Annotated in this window: 23 protein-coding genes; 10 read left to right on the forward strand and 13 right to left on the reverse strand. The window is 48.3% G+C overall.

The window, feature by feature from the left end; translation table 11 throughout:
• Nucleotides 1-25: 25 nt before the first annotated feature.
• Complete coding sequence (locus tag ACFPK9_RS09385) at nucleotides 26-724, reverse strand: type II secretion system protein (RefSeq protein ID WP_377094611.1); 699 nt, start codon at nucleotides 722-724, stop codon at nucleotides 26-28.
• Nucleotides 725-1,177: 453 nt separating this feature from the next.
• On the opposite strand from ACFPK9_RS09385, the gene dnaK reads away from it, so the two are divergent.
• From dnaK to groL, 3 genes are all read left to right on the forward strand, one after another.
• Entirely contained in the window at nucleotides 1,178-3,115 is a 1,938-nt protein-coding gene (gene dnaK / locus ACFPK9_RS09390; RefSeq protein ID WP_377094612.1) for a molecular chaperone DnaK, read from the forward strand.
• A gap of 90 nt (nucleotides 3,116-3,205) precedes the next feature.
• Nucleotides 3,206-3,493 carry a co-chaperone GroES gene (locus ACFPK9_RS09395; RefSeq protein WP_377094613.1) on the forward strand — a complete coding sequence of 96 codons (288 nt, stop codon included), beginning with the start codon at nucleotides 3,206-3,208 and terminating at the stop codon, nucleotides 3,491-3,493.
• A gap of 36 nt (nucleotides 3,494-3,529) precedes the next feature.
• Complete coding sequence (gene groL, locus ACFPK9_RS09400) at nucleotides 3,530-5,191, forward strand: chaperonin GroEL (protein WP_377096602.1); 1,662 nt, start codon at nucleotides 3,530-3,532, stop codon at nucleotides 5,189-5,191.
• Between the two features lie 164 nt (nucleotides 5,192-5,355).
• Here groL and ACFPK9_RS09405 read toward each other — a convergent pair whose 3' ends face one another.
• The 4 genes from ACFPK9_RS09405 to ACFPK9_RS09420 all read right to left on the reverse strand — a co-directional run bounded on the left by ACFPK9_RS09405 (nucleotide 5,356) and on the right by ACFPK9_RS09420 (nucleotide 9,655).
• Entirely contained in the window at nucleotides 5,356-6,516 is a 1,161-nt protein-coding gene (locus ACFPK9_RS09405; protein ID WP_377094614.1) for an ImmA/IrrE family metallo-endopeptidase, read from the reverse strand.
• A 36-nt stretch (nucleotides 6,517-6,552) separates the two neighbouring features.
• Complete coding sequence (locus ACFPK9_RS09410; RefSeq protein ID WP_377096604.1) at nucleotides 6,553-6,840, reverse strand: type II toxin-antitoxin system HigB family toxin; 288 nt, start codon at nucleotides 6,838-6,840, stop codon at nucleotides 6,553-6,555.
• Between the two features lie 760 nt (nucleotides 6,841-7,600).
• Nucleotides 7,601-9,070, reverse strand: coding sequence for a cardiolipin synthase (cls, locus tag ACFPK9_RS09415; protein WP_377094616.1), 1,470 nt, complete (start codon nucleotides 9,068-9,070; stop codon nucleotides 7,601-7,603).
• A gap of 60 nt (nucleotides 9,071-9,130) precedes the next feature.
• Nucleotides 9,131-9,655 carry a hypothetical protein gene (locus tag ACFPK9_RS09420; RefSeq protein ID WP_377094618.1) on the reverse strand — a complete coding sequence of 175 codons (525 nt, stop codon included), beginning with the start codon at nucleotides 9,653-9,655 and terminating at the stop codon, nucleotides 9,131-9,133.
• Between the two features lie 236 nt (nucleotides 9,656-9,891).
• Here ACFPK9_RS09420 and ACFPK9_RS09425 point away from each other — a divergent pair, with 236 nt between their 5' ends.
• Nucleotides 9,892-10,827 (forward strand): ligand-gated ion channel, encoded by a 936-nt coding sequence (locus ACFPK9_RS09425; protein WP_377094619.1) that lies wholly within the window; start codon nucleotides 9,892-9,894, stop codon nucleotides 10,825-10,827.
• On the opposite strand, the gene ACFPK9_RS09430 is transcribed toward ACFPK9_RS09425, so the two are convergent.
• The 7 genes from ACFPK9_RS09430 to ACFPK9_RS09460 all read right to left on the reverse strand — a co-directional run bounded on the left by ACFPK9_RS09430 (nucleotide 10,824) and on the right by ACFPK9_RS09460 (nucleotide 16,166).
• Complete coding sequence (locus tag ACFPK9_RS09430) at nucleotides 10,824-11,279, reverse strand: 6-pyruvoyl trahydropterin synthase family protein (RefSeq protein ID WP_377094621.1); 456 nt, start codon at nucleotides 11,277-11,279, stop codon at nucleotides 10,824-10,826. The two genes, ACFPK9_RS09425 and ACFPK9_RS09430, sit on opposite strands and share 4 nt — an antisense overlap.
• Nucleotides 11,280-11,317: 38 nt before the next feature.
• The gene (locus ACFPK9_RS09435; protein WP_377094622.1) at nucleotides 11,318-12,118 is read right to left on the reverse strand and encodes an inositol monophosphatase family protein; all 801 of its coding nucleotides are present in this window, start codon (nucleotides 12,116-12,118) and stop codon (nucleotides 11,318-11,320) included.
• A gap of 49 nt (nucleotides 12,119-12,167) precedes the next feature.
• Nucleotides 12,168-13,901 (reverse strand): Na/Pi cotransporter family protein, encoded by a 1,734-nt coding sequence (locus ACFPK9_RS09440; protein WP_377094623.1) that lies wholly within the window; start codon nucleotides 13,899-13,901, stop codon nucleotides 12,168-12,170.
• A gap of 65 nt (nucleotides 13,902-13,966) precedes the next feature.
• On the reverse strand, nucleotides 13,967-14,551 hold the full coding sequence (locus ACFPK9_RS09445; protein ID WP_377094625.1) for a rhomboid family intramembrane serine protease: 585 nt from the start codon (nucleotides 14,549-14,551) through the stop codon (nucleotides 13,967-13,969).
• Nucleotides 14,548-15,156 (reverse strand): hypothetical protein, encoded by a 609-nt coding sequence (locus ACFPK9_RS09450; protein WP_377094626.1) that lies wholly within the window; start codon nucleotides 15,154-15,156, stop codon nucleotides 14,548-14,550. The genes ACFPK9_RS09445 and ACFPK9_RS09450 overlap by 4 nt, the downstream gene beginning before the upstream one ends.
• A 15-nt stretch (nucleotides 15,157-15,171) precedes the next feature.
• On the reverse strand, nucleotides 15,172-15,639 hold the full coding sequence (locus ACFPK9_RS09455) for a hypothetical protein (RefSeq protein WP_377094627.1): 468 nt from the start codon (nucleotides 15,637-15,639) through the stop codon (nucleotides 15,172-15,174).
• Between the two features lie 5 nt (nucleotides 15,640-15,644).
• Entirely contained in the window at nucleotides 15,645-16,166 is a 522-nt protein-coding gene (locus tag ACFPK9_RS09460; RefSeq protein ID WP_377094628.1) for an NADPH-dependent FMN reductase, read from the reverse strand.
• 290 nt (nucleotides 16,167-16,456) lie between these two features.
• On the opposite strand from ACFPK9_RS09460, the gene ACFPK9_RS09465 reads away from it, so the two are divergent.
• Together ACFPK9_RS09465 and ACFPK9_RS09470 are read left to right on the forward strand one after the other, a co-directional pair.
• Nucleotides 16,457-17,179 (forward strand): DUF1287 domain-containing protein, encoded by a 723-nt coding sequence (locus ACFPK9_RS09465; protein ID WP_377094629.1) that lies wholly within the window; start codon nucleotides 16,457-16,459, stop codon nucleotides 17,177-17,179.
• Nucleotides 17,180-17,344: 165 nt separating this feature from the next.
• Entirely contained in the window at nucleotides 17,345-18,307 is a 963-nt protein-coding gene (locus ACFPK9_RS09470) for a 6-phosphofructokinase (RefSeq protein ID WP_377094630.1), read from the forward strand.
• 77 nt (nucleotides 18,308-18,384) lie between these two features.
• On the opposite strand, the gene ACFPK9_RS09475 is transcribed toward ACFPK9_RS09470, so the two are convergent.
• Nucleotides 18,385-19,407 carry a hypothetical protein gene (locus ACFPK9_RS09475; protein WP_377094631.1) on the reverse strand — a complete coding sequence of 341 codons (1,023 nt, stop codon included), beginning with the start codon at nucleotides 19,405-19,407 and terminating at the stop codon, nucleotides 18,385-18,387.
• Between the two features lie 106 nt (nucleotides 19,408-19,513).
• Between ACFPK9_RS09475 and rseP the strand changes: the two genes are divergently transcribed.
• The 4 genes from rseP to ACFPK9_RS09495 all read left to right on the forward strand — a co-directional run bounded on the left by rseP (nucleotide 19,514) and on the right by ACFPK9_RS09495 (nucleotide 23,822).
• Complete coding sequence (rseP, locus tag ACFPK9_RS09480; protein ID WP_377094632.1) at nucleotides 19,514-20,989, forward strand: RIP metalloprotease RseP; 1,476 nt, start codon at nucleotides 19,514-19,516, stop codon at nucleotides 20,987-20,989.
• 111 nt (nucleotides 20,990-21,100) lie between these two features.
• The gene (locus ACFPK9_RS09485) at nucleotides 21,101-21,487 is read left to right on the forward strand and encodes a hypothetical protein (RefSeq protein WP_377094633.1); all 387 of its coding nucleotides are present in this window, start codon (nucleotides 21,101-21,103) and stop codon (nucleotides 21,485-21,487) included.
• 116 nt (nucleotides 21,488-21,603) lie between these two features.
• On the forward strand, nucleotides 21,604-22,782 hold the full coding sequence (locus tag ACFPK9_RS09490; protein ID WP_377094634.1) for an esterase/lipase family protein: 1,179 nt from the start codon (nucleotides 21,604-21,606) through the stop codon (nucleotides 22,780-22,782).
• A gap of 5 nt (nucleotides 22,783-22,787) precedes the next feature.
• Complete coding sequence (locus ACFPK9_RS09495) at nucleotides 22,788-23,822, forward strand: lipoprotein N-acyltransferase Lnb domain-containing protein (protein ID WP_377094635.1); 1,035 nt, start codon at nucleotides 22,788-22,790, stop codon at nucleotides 23,820-23,822.
• The last annotated feature ends 7 nt before the right edge of the window (nucleotides 23,823-23,829 follow it).

Raw genomic sequence — 23,829 nt, forward strand, 5'->3', positions numbered from 1 at the left:
TTTGAGAAGTATCTAAAGTAGATTCTTAGCTACCAGATGGAACTAACACTTCAGCTCCGTTTGGAAGGTTCGTGTCAGAGAAAAGATCTACATCTGTACCGCCACGAGTTTCTTCGATCGGTCCGGTTTTTGAGGAGCCGTCGTCGTTGAGTGGTTTACCGTCACCGTAGTTAATGCGCATAGCGGAAGCAGAGCCGTCAGCTTTTACGATGATCGCGAGACCATTCCAAACAGCAGTATCAAATTCACCTACGGAAACAGAGGAGTCGAAGATGAGTGGTACATTAGTACGAGAAGAAGAGGAAAGGCCAGAAACATAGCCCCAAGCATTTTCACCGGATTCGACTTCGCCGTTGAGATCTGGTTGTGCGGCCTTGGTGGCGCCAGTAACGTTGTTTTGGACGTTCCAGAAGATTTTTTCGTCTTCAATTTTTCCAGAATTGATCAGCATAGTGAAACAGCCTTCAGCTGAAGATCCGTCTTCACTATTACGCGCTGTATCTTCACTAGGGAAGAGACCGTCGTTATCTTTAGCATAAGAAAGAAGTGCGGTGTGGATGTTCTTGCCACTATTGATCGCTTCGAGTTTTTTACCCTCTTGGATCTGCTTCATAATAGGGCCGTAGGACATAGCTGCTAGACCCGCGATGATTGCAATCACCACAAGGAGTTCCACAAGTGAGAAGCCTTTCGGGCTTTTACGCATGTGGTGTACATGGTTCATTTTCATTATTGTAATATGGGTTGTTGGTTTTACCTGTATGATGCGCTTGTATATTGCCGTTAAAGGCAGCGCGTTATGATATGGTGGAATCACGCAGGCGGCATGAGACCGATACGACAAACTAGCGGTGCTTCATAATGTGGCAAGGGAAAAAGTGATAGTGGTAGGAGCTTTGGGGAATAGTTACACGATAAGATCACGATTGTGAGAAATGTGTATAAGAGGACAGTATGGCACATGCGCGTCATTTTGTCTAATTGTTGCTATGTAATTTGGGACATTTTGGCAGTTATAGACGTGGATGGAGCTCTTATAGATTATTATAAGTTGCTGTGTTTTAGTTGTTTTCATGTATTGTTTTCAGTGGTGGCACACATTTTGCAGATGAAAGTTAACGAATTGTGTCAGCCTTAAGAAAGGCGCGGCATTCAAAATTTAAACGAACAAACTATTATGGCTAAAATTCTAGGAATCGATTTAGGAACCACCAACTCATGTATGGCGGTAATGGATGGTGGCGAAGCTGCTGTCCTAGAAAACTCTGAAGGTGCACGTACTACACCTTCCATTGTGGCATTCACCAAGTCTGGTGAGCGTCTCGTTGGTCAAGCGGCAAAGCGCCAGGCTGTGACCAATCCAAAGAACACAATTTTCTCAGCAAAGCGTTTCATCGGTCGTAAATACGATGAGCTTACTGATGCGGACAAGGCGATGCCTTATGAAGTTGTCAAAGCAGACAATGGCGACGCGCACATTCAGGTAGAAATTGAAGGTGAGAAAAAGACATACTCACCACAGGAAATCGCAGCAATGGTTCTTGGCAAGCTTAAGGCCGATGCAGAAACGAAACTCGGTGAAACAATCACCGAAGCAGTGATTACTGTTCCAGCTTACTTCAACGACTCTCAGCGTTCTGCGACCAAGGCGGCGGGTGAGATCGCCGGTCTCAAAGTCCGTCGTATCATCAACGAACCAACAGCGGCTGCGCTGGCTTACGGTATCGATAAGAAGAGCGAAGAGAAAGTTGCAGTGTATGACCTTGGTGGTGGTACATTCGATATTTCCGTACTCGACATCGATGATGGTGTTTTTGAAGTACTTGCAACTGACGGTGACACACAGCTCGGTGGTGATGACTGGGATAACACACTTATTAAGTGGATTGTCGACGAGTTCAAAAACGACTCTGGCATCGACCTTGGCAAGCAAGCTGATGCACTTCAACGTATTAAAGAAGAAGCAGAAAAAGCGAAGATCGCTCTCTCTTCTGCACAGACTTACGACATCAGCCTGCCATTCATCACAATGGACGAAACTGGTCCTAAGCACATTCAGCAAACTCTCACACGCTCCAAGCTTGAGCAACTCACTGACTCACTCTTCGCACGTACCAAGAAGCCAGTTCTCGACTGTCTTAAAGAAGCAGGCGTTTCCGCGAGTGAGATCGATGAGCTCGTCCTCGTTGGGGGTATGACTCGTATGCCTAAAGTTGTGGAAACAGCTGAGGCGCTCGCAGGTAAGAAGCCAAACCAAGGCGTCAACCCAGATGAGGTTGTTGCGATTGGTGCAGGTATCCAAGGTGGTGTTCTCCAAGGTGACGTGCAGGATGTACTCCTTCTCGACGTAGCACCACTTACTCTCTCTATCGAGACAGCAGGTCAGATTGCTACTCCAATGATCGAGCGTAACACCACGATCCCAGCGAAAAAGTCTCAGGTATTCTCAACAGCAGCTGACAACCAGCCAGCAGTGGACATCCGCATCTGTCAAGGTGAGCGCAAGATGTTCGAAGACAATAAGATCCTCGGTAACTTCCGCCTCGATGGTATTGATGCAGCTCCTCGTGGAGTGCCACAAATCGAAGTCACATTCGACATTGATGCCAACGGTATCCTTCACGTTTCTGCGAAAGACAAGAAGTCTGGCAAGGAACAGAAGATCTCCATCGAAGGCTCAAGCGGCCTCTCCGATGAAGAAATTGAGAAGGCAAAACGCGAAGCCGAAGAGCACGCTGATGAGGATGCGAAGCGCGCCGAAGCGATCCAGCTGAAGAACGATGCAGACAGTATGGTTCACCAAGTTGAGAAGCAGATCGAAGAAATGGGCGACCAGGCACCAGCCGAGCTTAAGACTGAGATTCAAGGCAAAGTTGACGCTGTGAAAGAAGCTCTCAAAGAAGACGACCTCGATAAGATCAAGTCTTCCAAGGAAGAGCTCGAAGCAATGCTTCAGCAACTCGCTCAAGCAGCACAAGCTGCTGGTGGCGCAGGCGCAGCGGGCGGACCAATGCCTGACATGGGTGGCGCAGCACCAGCTTCTGAAGCTGAGTCTTCCGAGCCAAAGTCTGCTAAAGGCAAGGTAGTCGACGCTGAAGTCGTTGATGACAAATAATCTCTCTAACTTTCACCACCTAGTTTCTCTTTGAGGGGCTGGGTGGTTTTATCAACCCACTAATCAAACAAAAAACACAAACTAAATACTATGGCAATCCAACCAATCGGACAGCGCGTGCTTCTTAAGCGCGTCGAAGCTGAGACAGTATCTGCAGGCGGCATCGTCCTTGTAGACTCCGCACAAGAAAAACCACAGGAAGCGATCGTTATTGCTCTCGGTACAGGTGGCAAAAACGATGATGGCTCAGACTTTGAGTTTTCTGTTTCTGTGAACGACAAGGTGCTCATCTCCAAGTATGGCGGAACTGAAGTCAAAGTTGATGGTGAAGACCACCTCATCATGACTGAGTCCGACATCCTCGGTATCATCAACTAAGCAATCAAGTATTTAAATTTAAAGTATTTATAATCAATTATGGCTAAGCAATTAGAATTTGACGAAGTAGCACGCCAATCCCTCCTCCGTGGTGTGGAAAAGCTTGCACGTGCAGTAAAAGCAACTCTTGGACCTGCAGGTCGTAACGTAATCCTCGACAAGAAATTCGGTTCCCCAACAATCACCAAAGACGGTGTTACTGTTGCTAAGGAAATCGAGCTCGATGATCCGTACGAAAACATGGGCGCACAGCTCATTAAGGAAGTTTCTTCCAAGACAAATGATGTTGCTGGTGACGGTACCACAACAGCGACAGTTCTTGCTGAAGCAATCTACAAAGAAGGTCTTCGTAACGTAACTGCAGGCGCAAACCCAATCAACCTCCAGCGTGGTATTCTCAAAGCATGTGAGGCAATCGTCGCTAAGCTTGCTGAGATTTCCAAGCCAGTGTCTGAGTCCAAGGAAGTCGCTCAGGTAGCAACAGTTTCCGCGAACTGGGACAAAGAGATCGGTAACATCATTGCAGAAGCAATGGACAAGGTCGGTAAGGACGGCACCATCACTGTAGAAGAAGCAAAAGGTATCGAAACTACTCTCGACGTTGTTGAAGGTATGCAGTTCGACAAAGGTTACCTTTCTCCTTACTTCGTGAACAATCCTGAGAGCATGGAGTGTAACCTCGACAATGCTCTTATCCTCATTCACGAGAAGAAGATCACAAACCTCAAGGACATGCTTCCACTTCTCGAGAAGGCAGCGAAGACTGGTCGTCCACTTCTCATCATTGCGGAGGACGTAGAAGGTGAAGCACTTGCGACTCTCGTAGTGAATAAGCTTCGTGGCACACTTAACATCGCAGCTGTAAAAGCTCCTGGTTTCGGTGACCGCCGTAAGGCAATGCTCGAAGACATCGCAGTTCTTACAGGTGGTAAAGTGATCACTGAAGAACTCGGTATCAAGCTTGAGTCTGTTGAGATCGACGACCTCGGTTCTGCTAAGCGTGTTTCCATCGCGAAAGACAGCACTACTATCGTTGAAGGTGAAGGCGCATCAGAAGACATTTCTGGCCGTGTGAACCAAATCCGTAAGCAGATCGAAGACACTACTTCCGACTACGACCGTGAGAAGCTCCAAGAGCGTCTTGCTAAGCTCGCAGGCGGTGTTGCAGTGATCAACGTAGGTGCTGCTACTGAAACTGAGATGAAAGAGAAGAAAGACCGTGTTGACGATGCGCTTCACGCGACTCGTGCAGCGGTTGAAGAAGGTATCGTCCCAGGTGGTGGTACAGCTCTTATTCGCGCACTTGCTCAGTGTCAGGCAGACAACTGCTGTGACGCGGCTTCTAACGAAGACGAAAGAACAGGCATGGGCATCGTAGCTCGCGCTATCGAAGCTCCACTTCGTCAGCTTGCGACAAACGCAGGTCTCGAAGGTGCGCTCATCGTGGACAAAGTTCGCGAAGCAGAAGGTAGCACAGGCTACAACGTAGCGACTGGCGAGTACGTTGACCTCATCGAAGCTGGTGTGGTTGACCCAACTAAGGTGACACGTTCTGCTCTCCAGCACGCGTGCTCCATCTCCGGTCTCCTTCTTACTACAGAAGCACTTATTACTGACATTCCTGAAGCTGAAGAGCACGGCCACAGCCACGACGCTGGTGGCATGGGCGGAATGGGTGGCATGGGCGGCATGATGTAATCACGTCGCTTCGCTCCTCTAGTTAGCAGTTTCCAGTAGCCAGTTTTCAGAACTAGCAGGATGAAACGCTAACTAATAAGCCTAGCAAATTTAAAAGCCGATCACGTTGATGCGTGATCGGCTTTTTTAGATACTAGTTTCTGGGTAGAAAATTGGCTAGGCTCTTATCTTAGAGTGCCGCTACCAATCAAGGTTCTGTGAAGTCGGTAGTTGTTGTTAGCTTTACGTAAACGACCAGCGATAATGGATGGGCAGATTCCAAGGCGCTTGGCTGCTGCACGTATTTCACCAGCCTTCTCAAGGTGGCGAATTTCATTTTTCCAAGTGTCTTCTGGAATCAAGGTGTTCAGAGCGAAGTCATCAGCTTCTCTTTCAACTTTTGCGTTATCATGTGATTCAGTGTCATCAAAGTACGCTTCATTAGGATTACTTGGTAAGTGACGAATCACGTGTCCAAGTTCATGGAAAAGAGTGTGCCAGAAGTTATCAAGACGATTGTGTCGGAAGGTCATGCCAATCACAGGATTACCCTTGGAGTTCATCATTGCAGCACCATCAAGGTAAGTCTTTGGGAAGTGGGTCATATTAGTAAGAACAATGACACCCTTATCACGAAGCGCCTGAATGATGAGATCCTTACCGCTGTCAAACTGGGTAAGCATTGCTAAACTACTAAGAAACTCATCAGTAAGATCTTCTACTCTGTATATTGGTACCTCAACCTTCTCAGATTCTTTGATTAAATTACAACGCCATGCATGAAGCGCATACTCATCCAGTTTCGCATCTACTTTAAACCCTGTTCGGTTGAATGCTAAAGCTGGTGTTTGGTGAGCACCTTGGAAAAAATGATGAAGATAGTCTTCCGCTTTAGCTTTGAGATCTTTGATGGTGATATCGCCAAAGTAACGAAGTTTCAGCATCTGGTTTAATGGGTATTTTGAAGTATCAATAGCTTCTGGAATGCTATCAATCCCCAGTAAGGTTTGTGCTGAGATATCGAGTTCACGAGACAGTGTTCGTGCCATTGCCATCGTAAGCTCGCGCTTGCCAGAAAGGATTTCGGATACACGGGCTTTATTACCAATGTATGGGATAAGATCCTTTTGCTTTAAACCCTGTTGATCCATACGAAACTTGATTGCTTCAATAGGAGTTGGTGGAGGGATATCAACCGTTTGGCTTTCGTATACTTCGATGAGATGAGCAAGGAGATCAAGCTCGTCAGCTTCAGCAGTCCCTTCATCTGGGTTCGCAAGCATGAGAGCGTGTAGCTTCTCCATTGCCTCCTCATAATCAGATTCTGTTTTGATTAGCTTGTTCATCGTTCAATGGTGTTGCGGGAGCCAGACCTGTGTAGGTTAATCTAACTTCCATTTGTTGTATTCTGCATGGGTACCCACCTTGTCGATCATTACAATACCGTTCTGGTACCGTACAATGACTACGAGGCGGAAGTTGTTTCCACCGATGTTGAAAACAACCTTGTTATCTTTGAGGAAGTCTGCCGAGTTGTATCGGTTCTTGATGTCTTGTGGGGTTAGCCACTCGCTATCGATGGCGTCTTGAACCCATGCCGAGAGTGGAGAACGAGCACGTGCGTGCTTTTTCATGAATTTCTCCAATATGGGTTTACCGACAATCCTCATCAATGAAGCGATACTAGTAGGGTATATTACCTCCCAACAAGACAAAAAGTTCCCAAATGTGAAACTAGTTGTTTTTGAATGTTGACGAATGAGTGAGATCTTGGCAGTGACCTTATTCGTAAAGGCCTTAGAGTTGAGATGTCTAATGGTGAGATCAAACTGACTGGAAAAGATGACCTTCTCAAGGAAGCTCAGAAACGTTTGAGCTAAGACTTCTTTGAGATCACGGAGGTGGTTGTGCTTAAAAGATTCCCCCAATTTTTGGTAAGTGCTAGACATTAAGAATTTAAAAGCCGACCACGTTTGATACGTGGTCGGCTTTTTTGTGGATTTGTTGAAGAGGGTTCAACCCCATTGATGGGATTACGCTGGTAGCCAGACGGCTACTTCTTGAATGTTTTTGAATTCAGGAATCGAGGCGAGTTCTTCGGAGGTGTCGGTGGTGAATGGGCGGCGTGCTCCACGCACTCGATGGTGAGGGATCGGTCACAGGGGCGAGGATATCCTTGAAGTAGGAGGTTTTTGCTCCCCATAGAAGGTGGTGTGGCGGTAGCCGAGCTCGTTGATTTTCTTCAGTGTTTCAATGACACCTGGGTAGAGTAGGTGGTTGCGGAAGTAGGATTGGTCCGCGCAAAAATCCTTATCTATCTGTGTCCCGAGCTCTATGGCTCTATATTCAGGAATGATAGGAAGTACCTCAGGAAGTTGATCCCATTTTCAAATCCCCATAGTGGTCGCGATAGTTTAGGTGCTTGGCTTCTTACAAATAAGGAGCCATGAGTTGAGAGGCGCCGTCGCGGAGTCGTACTAGGGTAGAGCGTTGTTCGAGTTGCTCCAGGGTGATTTTCTCGGCTCGGTCGAGTTTTTCATCGATAATGGCGTCGAGAGCTTCTGCGAGTTCTTGGCTATAGCACTCGAGGTTGTACTCGAAGTTGAGTCGCATACTGCGTGGGTCCCAATTGGTGGAACCGATGAGTGACCAGATGCCGTCGACGACGAAGAGTTTGGTGTGGTCGAAAGGAGCTGGGGAGAGGTAGATATTGACGCCTTTTTTGATTAGATGGGGTAACTGTGGCACGACGGCCCAGTTCATGATGGGGATGTTATTTTTAGAAGGAAGTAAAACATCGACTTCGACTCCACGCATGGCAGCGACGCAGAGGGCGTCAATGATTGAGCGTGAGGGCAGGAAGTAGGGGGTGACGATGCGCGCGCGTTCTTTAGCGACGGCAAGAGCTCCGAGGATGATTTCGTTAATTTTATCGAGGTCTTCGTCTGGACCATCAGGTACCCCTCTGGAAATGACATTACCGTGGCGTTCGAGTCTAGGAAACCAAGTGAGGCCAGTGAGCTTTTCTTGAGTCATGAATGCCCAATCGACGGCAAATGCCTCCATGAGGTCACAGACGACGGGGCCTTCGACTTTGAAATGGAGGCAGGCGACGGGGAAGGTTGGTTGGAGATTTAGACAGTGGCCTTCGCGGATATTAGTACCACCGGTAAAGCCGAGTTTGCCATCAACTACGAGGATTTTGCGGTGGTTGCGCAGGTTGGCAAAAGCCATTTTCCAGGGTGCCTTGGAGGGGAGAAATGCTGCGACGTGGATGCCAGCTTTATGCAGGCGTCCTACCATGCTGGGTTTTGAGTAGCGCGCGCCGACACCATCGATCATGACGCGCACTTCGACGCCTCGGTGTTGGGCTCGCTGCAGTGCTTCGAGAAATTGGTCGCCGACTCTATCAGAATCGAAAATGTAACTGTTGAGTGCGACAGAGATTTCAGCATCATCGATAGCTTTGAGCATTTCTGGGTAGGCATCATCACCGTTCACCAGAGGGGTAATGGCATTGCCTAACAGCAGAGTTGTTCCTGTCACTTGGTCTCCGAGAGCGACGAGGCCGAGAAATGTCGGATGTTCGGTACTACCGCGGTGGATGTATTGTTGATCTTCGTTCGTAAGAAATTGTTCTGGAGTGTGGTCCCATTCTTGGATGAGCCCGAGTGAGACGCCTTTGCGCTGGATGCGGTTGATGCCAAACATCCAGTAGGCGATTGAGCCAAGTAGAGGAGAGAGCCATGCGAGGCCGATCCAGGCAATGGCGGTACGCACTTCTCGCCGCCGTAGGATGGCGTGGAGTGTGACCCAGACAGCGCAGACGATGTGTAGGGTAGCGAGAAGGTAGGGGGAAGCAGCTTTCGCTAGTGCTACAATTTTATCGTCTATCTCCATGACTAGCAGATTCTAACAGGGAGTTTAGCCGAGTCAACGTATTGAGAATGGAGAAGGCTATTAATTGATTTTTCCGTCAGTTCGCCACAGGTCGCGTATGGGTTGGCTGATCGGCTTTCCCCAGCCATTATTGTCGGCGAAGAGCGATGCTTGATAGAGGTCGATCTTGGGGAAGATGAGACCTTCGCGGTCGGCGAGATCGACACTGAAGCTGAGATAGTCGAAGGAGGTTTGCTCGTCAGGTGTACTAAAAAAGTTGCCCCAGAGGATTTCGACGGGAGCTTCGACGATGGAGAAGAGTTGGGCTTCGTCGATTGGAAGCGTGGGCATAAGCTCTTCGAGATCGTCAGGTAAGTCATCAGTTAAGCCGAAGTCGACGAGGTCACCACGGTTTGCCTCCCAAGTGGAAAAGGCTTTGGGCTCGGCCTGCAGCGGATGTTCCCAGAGATGGTTGAAAAATTCATCGACTAGCGGGTGGCTGAGTCCGATTTTTCTAAAGTAGGCCTCGGTAATGTGGAGGCAGATACAGGCTCGCGCAGTGAGGGATAGTGGTCTGGCTTGCTTGAGGAAGGAATCGCGCGTCATAGTTTCATGGGTGATGGAATGTGAGGGTGGGGGCTTGGTCAAAAAGAAAAAGAAACGAATTTCGCCGGCAGCGATGAAAACTGTTTTATCTGTGGTAGAAATCATTTATGAAAATACGAGGGAAGTGAGAGCTGCACACCTGTGCATATTGGCTTTCTGTTTAATTTATGAAAACTGTGACTTCGCGCTTTGTTGCGCTTTTGTTTTGTTGGTTTGCGTGCTTCACATCGCATGGCATGGCGAATGATCGTCATCCGAATTATGGAACTGGTGAACCGACGAAAGTCGATATGCGCTACGTGGTGGTGGATATTGATGGGGTGAACAGCGCGATTCAGAGCTTTACCCTTAATATTTTTTATAAAGCAAAATGGCACGACCCCCGCGAGGCGCATGATGGAGACAGTGCGATTACCAAGGCTTTAAGAGAGGTCTGGCATCCTAATATTCAGATTTCGAATCGCCAGAAGACATTTAATACGATGGATGAGGTTGTAAAAATTGAACCCGATGGAACGGTGATTCAGTCGCAGCGTGTGTGGGGAGATTTCTCGCAGATTCTCGATTTGAAGGATTTCCCCTTCGATTCGCAAAAGTTTGAAGTGACGATGGTTTCTGTGGGGTACTCCACGGATGAGGTGGAATTTGCTTTAGAAAAGGATTTACCCTCTGGGATTTCCCGTCAGTTTTCATTGCCTGATTGGGAAATCTTAGGGCATAAATCGTGGGCGCACCAAAGCTCGATATTTGAAGGAATGGATGCGGCTTCTATGTTTACCGTTTCCCTCGAAGCGAAGCGTTATAACGAATATTATGTGATTAAAGTGATTCTGCCGCTGTTCTTGATAGTGGCGATGTCGTGGATCGTTTTCTGGATCGACCCAGAGCAGGCGGGAACCCAGATAGGGGTGGCGACGACGTCGATGTTGACCTTGATAGCCTATCGATTTTCGATCGATAATCTGGTTCCGGCCGTTTCATATTTAACAAGAATGGATACTTTCATTCTCAGTTCTACCTTGTTAGTTTTTGCAACGCTCGGTGAGGCAGTGCTGACCTCAGTGCTCGGGAAGTACGGCAAGGCGCATATAGCGTTGCGGATGGACCGGTGGTGCCGTTTGATTGTGCCAGCGGGCTTCTTTGCGCTGGCATGTCACGTTTTCCTTGGTTAGAGGCCGTATTCAGCCCATGAGCTGGTGGTTTCCCAGACGCGGATTGTTTTCAAACGTACTTCTGCACGGACTGGGTACTCTGGATCTGGATGGTCGATGTGGTGCTTGAGCTGAGCAGATGTATGGTCAAAAATCGTCTTGGCCATCACTTCCGTCGTTGGGTCGAGTCCTTCGAAGCCGATGATGCGTTCGCCGTAGGCTTCTTTGAAAAATTCAAATTTGGGGTCCTCGGTGTTCATGCAGAGTGCGTGATCGTAGGTTTCAAGGAAGTCATCGACCATGCGTTTGACGAGCTTGAAGTCGAAGACCATTTCATGATCGTCGAGAGTGTCAGCTTCAAAGATAAGTTCCACCTTGCGGGTGTGACCGTGTGGGAAGCGACATTTGTCTGGGTGCTTAGAAAGGAGGTGGCCGTTCTCGACCTCGATCATTTTACATATGCGGTAGGGCATGGTGGTAGCGTTGAAAAGTTAGAGTGATGTCTCGAGAATTAAGCGTAGTGCTTGGCGACGATTTCACGAAGTGTGGAATGAACCTTTGGGAGTCCTGCGACCATGATGCGGTCTTCGAACATGTTGTAAGGTTCGCCGTCGATGTTAGTGACTATACACCCATTTTCCTGCATGAAAAGCATGCCGGCGGCGATGTCGTAGGGCTGTAGGTCACTTTCCCAGAATCCTTGGTACCAGCCGCAGCTGACGTTACAGACATCGAGTGCGGCGCTTCCTGTGCGGCGAATGCCTCGGCCGGTGATGAGTACTTCATCGGCACAGGCGAAGAAATTCTTAGCGATGTCCTGTGAGCGGTAAGGGAAACCGGTGACGAAAAGCGCGTCTTTGGCGGTGAGTGTCTGGGAAACTGTTTCGACGGGCTCGGTGTTGTAGTGGAGCCCTTGGCCTTTGACGCAGGTCCAGGTCTCTTTGGTCATTGGCTTGTGGACGATGCCAAAGATCGGTTGGCCATTTTCAACGAGGGCAATGGAGATAGAGAAGTGGTCGAGGCCGCTGAGGAAGTTTGTAGTGCCATCGAGCGGGTCGACGATCCAGACGAGATCTTGCGAGCCAGTTTTACCAGATTCTTCACCGAAGAAGCCAGCACCTTCTACGAGAGGAAGCAGACCGTCGAGTAAGATTTTCTCCGTTTCGACATCGACAAAGGAAACCATCTCGCGTGCGGCTTTTTGGTCATCGGTGCCAGCGGGCATTGAGCGGAAGTGCTGGAGCTGGAATGCGGCAGCGCGCTCAACGATTTCTAGACAGTTAGGTAAGATGGAGACGAAGTGCTCTTTCATAGTGGTAGCCTGTGCGGAGTGGGGGGTGCTGTGAAGCCCAAAGTGGCTTTCATTTGCTGGCGGTGGACTCGAGAATGAGGTCGCAGAGGGAATGGATGTGGCGAAGACGGTCGAGCAGGCGCATTTCTAGTTTAAATGTGTAGAAGCTATGAGGGCTGGCTTGGGCGAAGCGCTGTTCTTGATAATGGTTGATTTGAGTGTAGGTGGTGTTGAGCTCGTGGCTGTGCTGGAGCAGTTCTTTCGCTTTCTCCTGATCTTCGTGAAGGAAGGCGCTGATGGCATTGCTGAGTCGCTGGGCGGTGGCTTTATGAAGCGAAAAGAAGAGAGAGTTTAAGGTGTCGCTCATGTTGGCTTGGACATTTCCTTTGCGTTTTTCGAGGCGATTGAGGTCTTTAGAGAGTAGTTGGGCGATTCCTTCGATGACCTCAAGTGCGACCATCACTTTTTGAAAGTCGTGACTGACTTTCACGCTGGTTTCGTTGAGATGAATGTCTGAGAGGTATTGGTGAATTTCGTGGTAGAGCTGGTTGATATCTGAATGTGTGTGTTCGAAGTCTAACATTGAGACGTTTGGGTTTTGCTCTGAAGGAAACTTAAGCATGAGGCTGTAGACTTTTTCACCCAGTCGTGCGGTTTCTAAGCGGGCATTAGTAACGGCGACGGAGGGGAGATCATGGGCGTCCTTGTTGAGGAATTTAGCAAATGATTGTTGAGACTCATGAGGTTCTGGAATGCATTTTTCAGCGAGTTTGGCGATGACGCCTGCGAGTGGGAGTAAGAGTAGTGTATTGGTAAGATTAAAGAGGGAGTGGGCATTAGCGATTTGCCGAGCGAGATCATCGGAGGCAAAGGCGCTATTACTGGTGGCGGCATCGACCCATGAGGCGAGTTGAGGAATGAAGGCGAGCCAGAGTAACACACCTGTTAAATTGAAGATGATGTGGACGCAGGCAACGCGTTTGGCTTCGAAATTTTTTCCAAGACTAGCGAGTAGGGCGGTGACGCAGGTGCCGATATTGGCACCGAAGATGAGGGCAATGCCGGCCGGGAGGCTGAGTAAATTCTGGCTGGCGAGCACTATGACTATACCAGTGGTGGCTGAGGATGACTGCACGAGAGCGGTAAAGAGTGCGCCGATGAGAATGCCGAAAAGAGGGGACTCTATTGAGCTCATGAGCTCAAGGAATGGAGGATAGTGGTGGAGTGGAGTCATGGACGAACTCATGAGATTCATTCCGTAAAACAGGAGCCCGAGTCCGAGCAGTGCTTTGCCGTAATGGCGTAGGCGTTTTTTTCGGCTGATGAATATAAAGGCAAAACCAGTGGTGATGAGGGCGAGGGAGGCTTGTTCGATGTCGAAGGCGATGATTTGAGCGGTGAGGGTGCTGCCGACATTGGCACCCATGATAACTCCTACGGACTGTGTGAGGCTCATTAGCCCTGCAGAGACGAAACCGACGGTGAGGACGGTGGTGATAGAGGATGATTGGACTAAGGCGGTGATAGCACCACCGGTGAGGGCTGCTTTAAAGCGGTTGCTGGTGAAGCGCTGGAGCAGGTTTTTGAGTTGGTTTCCCGCGAGTGTTTTTAAGCCATCTGAGAGGAGTTCGAGGCCGTAGAGAAACAGCGCAAGGCCAGCAAACAGCCCTAAGTATAGGTGTGACCAATCAATAGTAGGTTTAGAGTCGACCTTTATTTCAGAAGTACTGGCAGCATGACAAAGCAGCCAGCTCAGTAAAATGACTGCGCATGTGCATCGGACAAAAGTGCTCCTTCGGGACATAGGGACGTAATCTAACCTATTTTCTTTCTGGAGAGAAGGCAGGATACGATGTGGGTGCATTTAAGCTATGCGCTGCGCATTCCTTTGTGTCGGCGGCCTAACCAAATTCCGGCGAGCATGCCGGTGAGGTGACCTTGCCAAGAGATGGGGAGATCCTTGCTGGGAATGACACCAAAGAGCATCGAACCATAGAACAGGGCTACAAGTATCCCAGTGAAGAGCCAGAGTGGACGAGACTCGATGATTGCTCGAGTCATGACGTATCCGAAATAGCCATAGATTAATCCGCTGGCGCCGATGTGGACTTCTCCCGGTCCTGCGATGAGCCAAGTGCCGATGCCTCCTAACAGAATGATGACGGCCGAGCTGTAGAAGAAGCGCCTACCTTCCGACTTGATCATGATGTAGCCGAGGGTGAGGAAGGGAAGGGTGTTTGAGCTGAGGTGGGCAAAGCCACCGTGAAGCCATGGCATGAGCGGGATCCCAATTAGGCCATAGGGATTTCTCGGGTGAATACCGAAACGGTCGAGCCAGCCACCTAACAGGAACTGATCTACTGCTTCGATTACCCAGGCGAGCAGCACGAGGTCGAGCAGGTAGAGAAATGTGGGCCGTTCAGTGCGTGTTTTGCGTGGGTGAGCTGATTTCATTCAGCATCTTGTTTATTGTGGAAAAAGTTGACCGCGGGGAATTGGTCGGGCAGGTGGAAGTCGAGTTTTGGGCTGTTGAGCTTGGCGGCGGAGAGGAATTGTTGTTCGGGGGAGTTAACGATGAAGCAGGCGTTCAGCCTTGATTCGGGGCCGAAGTTGAGGCGGTGTTGCAGTTGATAAATAGGCAAAGCCGCAGCAGTGAGCCATGAGCCATCGGCAGCGATGTCTGCATAGGTCGCGACTTCTGGGAATGGGTGCTCGCCAATTTCGGCGCGGATGCGTGGTGCGCTAAACTCGGCGCTCCACCAGGCGCTGTTAGGGGCGAGGTTAAATTCGAGATAGCGTCCAGTTGTCGGGTCGGATAAGAATAACTCGGCGACATCGTATTTCCATAGCTCATTTTGAAATTTTCCCGGAAGTGATTTCGGGTGCAGCTGAGGAGCTTTCTGGTGAGCTGCAACAAACCATAGGTAATCGCGGTCGACAGCGATGCCGAAGGCGATGGGGGGCTCGACTTTGTTGCCTTGCCAGTCGTGGTCGACTCCAAATAGGGAGAGATCGAGTGAGCCCCAGCGGAGGGGTTTATCAGAGACTTCGATATTCATGTGGCTAACAGAAAATTACTTACCTTCAGCTTGTTTTTTGATTTTTTTGAGGAGGTTGTGATAGGCGAGTTTTCCGCTGGCGAGGAGTTTGTAGTTAGCATCTAACAACTCGTTTCCATTGTGCTCGCGCATGTAGACATCACAAAGGACAGTATAGTTACCACCGCCGATATCGACGACTTGGACCTGTGGTTCCACTGCGACTCCATCACTGAACCAGCTACCGTAGACGACTTGGGCAGAGGTGCCGCCCCATTTTTGGAAATTGAAACCATTGGCGGTTTGGTTGATCAAGCTGAAGCCTTCTTGGCGGAAGCTTTGGAGGATGGCTGAATCGACTCGTGCACGCGTGGTGTTTTGAATGGTGGTGGAGGCGAAAGAGGAGGAGCCTGCACCACCGAGGCCGACTGTGGAAGAACAGCTTGTGGTGGAAAGGATACTAGCTGTGGCTAGGACGGTGCAGGTAAGTAGTGTTTTGATCATAGTTTTTACGATGTGAGTTTTTCTAATGCATCTAACAAAGCCTGATTGAGTTCGTCAGTAGTAATTTTTCCGTCGGAAAAGTTGTCGTAAAAAGAAGGCAGAGAGAATGTAGCTTTTAGGTCTGCGCCCATGCGAGGGAAGGTGGCTTGCGCAGCGGCGAGAACTGTCGCGCCACCACGGGCACCAGGGGAGGTGGCCATCAGTAGCATTGGCTTGTCTGACCATAGTTTTTGCTCAATGCGAGAGGTCCAATCGTAGAGGTTTTTAAAAGCAGCAGAGTAGGAGCCGTTGTGTTCAGCAAGAGAGATAACGATGGCATCATGGGAACGGATGAGTTCGAGGAAGTGTTTGGCATCTGGGGGGATGCCGATTTGTTCTTCTTGGTCGCTACTGTAGATCGGGAGGTTTAGGGAACGAAGGTCGAGTTTGGTTGTTATAGCATTCGGAACGAGATTTGCAGCATAGTTAGCTAATTGCCGGTTAATCGAGTTCGAACTGGTTGAGCCAGCCAATGAGAGTATTTTCATGAAATGACAGATTAGCGATGAGAATAGTGATTACGAAAGGTTAAAATGGTCTCAAATTCGTCCGATTTTCATCAGAATTTTTAGTTACTCTCAGAGGCTCTACAGTAGTTTTTTTCACGGATGTTTTTCGTTGAGTTTAAGTTGTTGATTGTGAAATATCTATGGTGCTTTAGAAGATGAATTATGTTAGATGAAAAGTATTGTCTAATGGTCAATGCAGGTTTACAAAGATGTAACTCGCTGGATAGCGCATTTTATTTCGGTAAATACCACTTTTTAGAGACGACTGAATGACACCGATCGAATACATTGGACCGATCCCTCAAAAAAAGAAACGCAAGCCGGTTATCGGTGGTTGGGTGATACTTCTGATGGCTGGGTTGTTCGTATCGTACTTCGCGTGGCCAACTTTTGCGGATTATGTGAAAACTCAGCAGGATGTGGCATCGGTGGACAAGGCGACGGTGGCGATTTCGCATTTGCGCGAGAGTACTGACTTTGGCGATCAGCTGGCGGCTGCGGCCTTGGAGAGGACTCAGCATTCGGTGCGTTACGATGCAGCGTATTACCACATTTCATATCCGATGGGAGATATTCCAGAGGGACGCGGCGTAGCGGCAGATGTGCTTGTGAGAAGTTTTCGTGGAGTGGGGATTGACTTGCAGGAGCGGGTGCACGAGGACATGAGAGATAATTTTCGCCTTTATCCGCAATTATGGGGTTTGAAAGGTCCAGATACTAACATTGATCATCGCAGACTTCCAAACTTACAGCGCTTTTTTGCGCGTAATGGGCAAGAGGTCCCTGTTAGCAGAGTGGTTTCAGACTACGAGAATGGTGATGTAGTGCTTTGGCGTTTACCTGATGGCGAAACGCATACTGGCATTATTGTGCCTGGCCCTGGATCACGCTTTCATGAGAAGTGGGTGGTACAGAATGCTGGTGAAGGAGTGGAGTGGAGTGACGCTCTGCTAGACTACGAGATTGTTGGTCATTATAGATACGGTAAATAGACTCAGTGGTGCTTTTATGTACGCTGCGAGAGACTCTTCGCTATTGTCGAGGTTTCATGTATCGAGTGAAAAATGTGATTGAGCTGCAGCTTGCGTTCCCAGGGAAATATCTGTAGTTAATGGAGTGTCGAAAGACATTTTATTCACCACAAATTATTTTTATCCATGGAAGGTATAGCAATCATGACATCTGGCGGAGATGCCGCCGGTATGAACCCTGCAGTAAAAAGCGCTGTCGACTATTCAATCAGTAAGGGGCTCAAACCTTACCTTATCCGCGATGGCCTGCGTGGTATGATAGATGGAGATATATCTGCAGCCACGCGTGAGGACGTGTCTGGAATTCTTCACCGTGGCGGAACGGTGCTCCGCTCATCGCGCTCGAAGCGCTTTTTTGAGTATGAGTATCGCAAGCAGGCATACGATAATTTGCAAAAGCTCGGAATCAATAAGTTGATCGTCATAGGTGGCGATGGTTCTTTTGCCGCGTTAAATCAATTTTATGCCGACTTTGGAGTACCTTTTGCAGGGATTCCAGCAACGATCGATAACGACATCCCTGGCACCGATTATTGTCTAGGAGTGGATACAGCGCTGAACATGATTCGCGATAGCGTGGATTCTATCCGCGACACTGCTACATCTTTCAATAGAGCGTTCGTGATCGAAACGATGGGTCGTGACTGTGGCTATCTTGCGATGGTCAGTGCGCTTTCCAGTGGGGCTGAAATTTGTATCGTTCCCGAGCTTGAGTACGATCTAGATGCTATCGGGCAGCGCCTGCGTAAAGACATTGAAAATGGGCGTAGTTCTATTCTGGCAATTGTAGCAGAAGGCACGAATATGGCGGAATACCTGACGCGCTGGATTACTGTGAATCTGAATATGGAAACTCGTTTGACAGTACTTGGTCACGTTCAGCGTGGTGGGTCGCCGACAGTGAATGACCGGATCATGGCGTATAAATTCTCAGTGGCAGCAGTGGATTCTCTGCTGGCTGGTCATACAAATAAAATTATGGTCTTTAGAGAAGGCCAGCTTGGCGCTTTGGATATCGAAACGGTGAATAGTTCGAAGGTAGAGCTGGATCCTCAAATCATCGACCTTTGTGGTCATCTTACGAAGTAGAAGCTTTTCATAGTAGAACGAAAAAAGCCGAGGCGCGTAGTGCGTCTTGGCTTTTTGTTAGATGGGGAATGAAAAAGTTAATCGCGCAATGTGTGCGATTTATCAATCATCAGATCGCGAAGGTGGAAGACGTGTGAACGAAGGTCTTCGTAGCGGTCGTCTTCCATGTTGAGTGTGTTGCAGGCGGCGACAGCACTATTACAGGCTTCGAGCGCGCGCTTGAGCACGGCGAGAATATAGCCATTTTCTAGGGCGACTTTGTCGTCTTCTTCGGCGGGCCAAGTCTCATCGAGAGTATCGTAGATGTAGGCGACAGCGAGCGCGAGATCGCTGCGTGGCCCTTGATCGAGGATCGAGTCACCTAACAGGTCTAGAGCAGTGGACTGAACGAGAATGGCGTGCTGGACGAGTGGTTCGCGTCCTTTTAAACTGACTTCTTCGACTTCGTATTCGATGATTTCATCATCTGGTGGACCTTCTCCGAGGAACCAAGCAGCTTCTTCTAGGGTGTCGCGAACGCGGAGGCGTTTTTCCCATTCGAACTCATCGACTTCGCCTTCGACTTCTTTGACTTCAGATTGTGCTTCTGAAGCGGTTAGCATGAGTTCCATGAAATGTTCCATGGCTGCATTGTTGTCGGCAATTTGTTTTTTCTCACCTTCTTCGTCGAGTTCCCACTGGTGGGTAGTAATGGTCATTTCGTATTGAGTTGTTTCTAACATCACACGTCCATTGACGAGACTGTACCATTCGAGGCTGAGTGCATTTTTCCAGCCGAACTGAATGTCTTTGTCCTCCATTTCTAGTTCTTCGATCTGTTCTTGAGTAAGAAATGGGGCTTTGACACGTTTTGATGCTGTCATGTCACCGACTACTCCGCGTTGGAGTGCGTGTAATCCTTCCACCACGTCTTCTTGCATGATGGGTTTGGGATTTTTGAATTCAATGCGGGTGCCAGCTAGATCGCGCCAACAATTCCCACGGAGCAAAATTTTTACAGGTCGCTCCATTCCCATTATTTCAAGGCCGCCTCGTGTAATTCCAGGGGTAGTATTATCGATCCAGCCTCGTATAATCGCCTTATCAATACGGAATGCCATACTTACATGATGGCTTAAATACCCTGCACGTCAACACGATGATGAAGGAATTGTGGCTATCCACTTGTCATCACCGCATTTCGCCTTAGATTCAGCGCAATACTGTATGGAAAATTTTCTGACAATCCTCAAAACCATCGGGCTCATCCTCGCTGTAATCTTTAGTTTTAATGTGATTATTTTTGTCCACGAGCTGGGCCATTTCTTGGCAGCGCGTTGGCGTGGGCTGGAGGTTGAGCGTTTTCAGATTTGGTTTGGTAAGCCGATTTGGAAAAAAACGATCAATGGCGTGCAGTATGGTTTGGGAACGATCCCCGCAGGTGGTTTTGTGGCGCTTCCGCAAATGGCTCCGATGGAATCGATTGAGGGAGGTAATACCGATCGTGAGAAGCCTCTTCCGCCGATTAGCCCACTAGATAAAATCATCGTAGCTTTCGCTGGTCCCTTGTTTTCCTTTTTGTTGGCGGTGGTTGCTGCGATTGTTCTCTGGCAGGTGGGCAAGCCGAAGGATTTGATTGATACTCAAATTGTGGGATATGTTGCACCTGAAATGCCAGCGGCAACAGCGGGGGTTTTACCTGGTGACAAGATTCTTAAAATCAATGGTGAGGACGTGAAAGGTTTTGCGGGCTCGCTGGACAGCATTTCTGAGCGGGTAGTGTTTAGTAAGGGAGATTCGATCACGCTGACGGTGGATCGCCCCGGTGTGGGTGTGATGGATATTGAATGCGGATTTTTCGTGCCTGAAGCGAAGAGCTTTTTGAAGCGTGACGGGGTGCGGCAGATTGGTATTGGACCCTATGGACCGGTGATCGTTGGCTCACTGATGAAAGGAGGACCAGCTGAGTACAGTGGTTTTAGGGTGGGCGACCGGGTGCTCTCGGTTGAGGGTATCGAGGTGGCAAGCACACCACATTTTTCGAGTATTTTACGTGAAAATGAAGGTAAATTGCTGACAGTGGAGGTGAAGCGTGGTGATGAGGAATTGACTCTCAAGACGATGCCACTGGTGCCAAGTAATGGTTATAAATTAAATCCTACGCAGGATCCGTTACCGATGATTGGAATGGGCTTTGCTCCTCCTGAGAAGGTGACTGAATTGCTGCATCCTAGTCCGTGGGAGCAGATTTCAGCGACGAGCCGGATGATGTTTGTGACGATCGATGGTTTATTTTCGAAAGATTCAGGTATCAAGGTTGAGCATTTATCTGGGCCTGTAGGCATTGGCAAAGTGAAGTACCACATTTTCCAAGGTGAGTATCCATTGCGCAAAATGCTTTATTTCTGGGTACTGTTTAACGTGAACCTAGCTATCTTTAACTTGCTTCCTTTCCCGGTGTTAGATGGTGGTCACATTACGATGGCAGTGGCGGAAGCGATTCGTAAGAAGCCGTTAAATACGCGATTTCTCGAGGTAATCCAAACCGGTTTTGTGGTGGTACTGCTGTCTGTGTTTGTCTACGTGACGATGAAGGATAGTTTCACTAGTTTTACAGGCGAAGCGCCGGAGCGCGATCCTAACAGCCCTGAGCTGCCAATCTGGAACAAAGAAGATTTAGAAAAGGCCTTTGGCCAAGCATAGTTTCTTTTTAAGAGGCGGAAGTTAGTGGCTGCGATGGAAAAAGTGAAAAGCTCGACACAGATGGATAGTTGACTGAAGAGTTTCTAATTTATAGACCACTAATTTAAAGTGATGAAAAAATCGTTATTAACTGGGCTGATCTGTGCATCGGTAATGTTGCTTTGTCAATGTGGCCATAAGATCAATGTGCGCGAGGAGCAAAAGCCTGTTGATCCAATAGAATTAAGTAAAAAAGCGCCAGTCAGTGAGGCTGAGAGGAAATTGTTTGATTCATTGGTAGATGAAATGAATGCGGCGCGCAAATTGGAAAGGCGTGATACTCGCCGAGCAATTGGCATTTACTTGGACGTCGCTCATCAGGCGTATTCTTATGAGGATGCAGAATTCTTACCCATTTATAATCACGCTGTAGGGCAGATAGCGGACTTATTTGTGGAGTTGGGAGGTGTGGATACGCTTGCTTTTCAAGGGGGGGGAGGTTGTATCAGTTGCGTATAGATGGATCTGAACCACAGACTTATTCAAGCCATAGTTTTGATGATCTTATTCCTGTAGACTGCTTGAGGAGGAGTGGGTTACGTTCTGAGGTTAGTCAAAGTGGGGTTGGGGCACCGATGATTGCGTTGCACGGGACTGAGGGAGAGCATGAGAATCCGTTTCTTAGCCCAACGGGTGGGGATTTTAATGTGACTGCAGTCATTGATTTTTCCGAATCAGGTAAAGCAGTTTTACGATTTTACAATGTAACTAAGGAGCATCAGATCTCATTTTGGGGGGAGGAAATGCCGCTCAATATAAATCTGACAGCCAGTTACTATATGACAGCGTATCGCAAGTCTGGCGGCGCTGGTTTTTCCAAGATAATGGGAGTGTTTCGCCCGGCAAAGTATTCTGGGCGAATGGGTTTGTATCTTGAGACGCGTTACGATCCTGAGAAAATCCCGTTGATCTTAGTGCATGGTTTGGTCTCGAGTCCTACGACATGGTTTGATCCAATGAATGAGCTTTTTGCTGACCCTAGAGTTCGTGACAAGTATCAAGCGTACACGTATTATTATCCAACTGGCTTCCCAGTGAGGATGACTGGCAGTAAGCTGAAGGAGGATTTAATTCGTCTGCAAGATTATGCACGCGAGCATGGTGGCGCTGAACAAGCGAGTAAGATGGTGATTTTTGGTCATAGTATGGGGGGATTGCTTACTGCACTAAATGTAAGAAGTATTGAGCGCTCCACATGGGCTGAGCTGTCGACTGTGTCTATAGAAAGCTTGGCAGCACCTGAGCAAATTAAGAAAGACTATAAGACCATTTTTGAGACGAATCAGGTGGAAGGTCTTAAGCGCGCAGTTTTCTTTTCTACACCGCATCACGGTAGCAATATGGCGAATGCGTGGTACGGGAGCTTTATTTCTCTGTTAATTGAAATACCGAGTAAATTCGTACAGTTAGACTTGGTCGGGATGACTCAGTCTATGACGGATTTAGGAAAGTCAGTATTTAACCAAGATGGTCCTGTGAATAGTATGATCACCTTGCAAGCTGGTAACCCATTGTTAGAGTATATGGCTGAAAAGCCTATTATTCCACGAGTGACTTACCATTCGGTGATAGGTGATCGCGGCAAAGGTGATACTCCGGATAGTTCTGATGGGGTCGTGCCTTATTGGAGTTCACATTTGAAGGGGGCAGAGTCTGAGCTGATTGTTCCCTCTGGGCATTCATCGCATCGCAATCCCGAGGCGGTTGAAGAGATGCGTCGGATTCTACATGAGCATCTCGATGCGTATCAATAAGTGGGATGTCTACGCTTCTGCATATTCATCCTGAGTGGTTGCAGCGAGTGTTGCGGGTGCTTTCGAATGTGTTGGTGGGATTTTTTGTCTGCTATCTTTTCGGAGCTATTTTTTATGATGGGCCATTGGGGCAAGCGAATGTCTGGAATGGGCTTTTAGCTGCTGTGTGGTTTGTATGTTTCTTTATTCTATGGAGGAGGGTTGAAGAGCGTTGGAAGAAGTTGCTAGTAGCGTTAGTGGCTTGTTTGATCGTTTATGTTCCTTGGAGTATGGTGGGGCCCTCTAATGATAAAAACTGGGCGCAAGATTTTGAGAAAACAGGCTGGGTGGAAGTAGCGGACGACGAGATTATTTTTTATAATTTCAGAGATTTTGATTACACGAAGGGTGCTGACGGAGCATGGGAAGTGAACCCACTCTGGCGGACTAAGACGGTGCATTTATCGAAGCTGCAAGGGATGGATATTTTCCACGATCGATTTTTAGGTAATTTTATGGCGCACCCTATCCTATCATTTGATTTTGGGGACGAGGGGCACGTGTGTTTGAGTATTGAGACTAGACGTGAGGAGGGAGAAACATTTAGCCCCATAGGAGGTTTGTATAAGATGTTTGAACTACAGTATCTCTTTACTACGGAAACGGATGCTGTTCGTGTGCGTACGAATGTACGGGAGGAGCCAGTATTTCTGTATAAATCAGCGCTGAGTACCAAAAAAATTCGCGATTTGTTTCTGAGTTCGGTGGTGGTGCAAAATGAATTGAAGGAAAATCCTCAGTACTATCATGTGCTCAACGCGAATTGCACGATAAGTATCCGCAATCAGTATCCGAAATCTGAAAGGTCGCCGTTTGATATTCGGATGTTGGTCAATGGTTTACTTGATGAATACCTTTATGAGAAAGGGGTATTTGTGAGCGAGGGTCTTAGCTATGAGGAGCTACGAGATGCTTGCCACATTAATGCTGTGGCGCGAGAGGCTCATAGTGCTCCTGATTTTTCGAAATTGATTAGGGTAGGTCGCCCAGGTCAGAACTAGTTTGATG

Origin of the sequence: Rubritalea spongiae, assembly GCF_042652385.1 — a bacterium.
Lineage (GTDB): Bacteria > Verrucomicrobiota > Verrucomicrobiia > Verrucomicrobiales > Akkermansiaceae > Rubritalea > Rubritalea spongiae.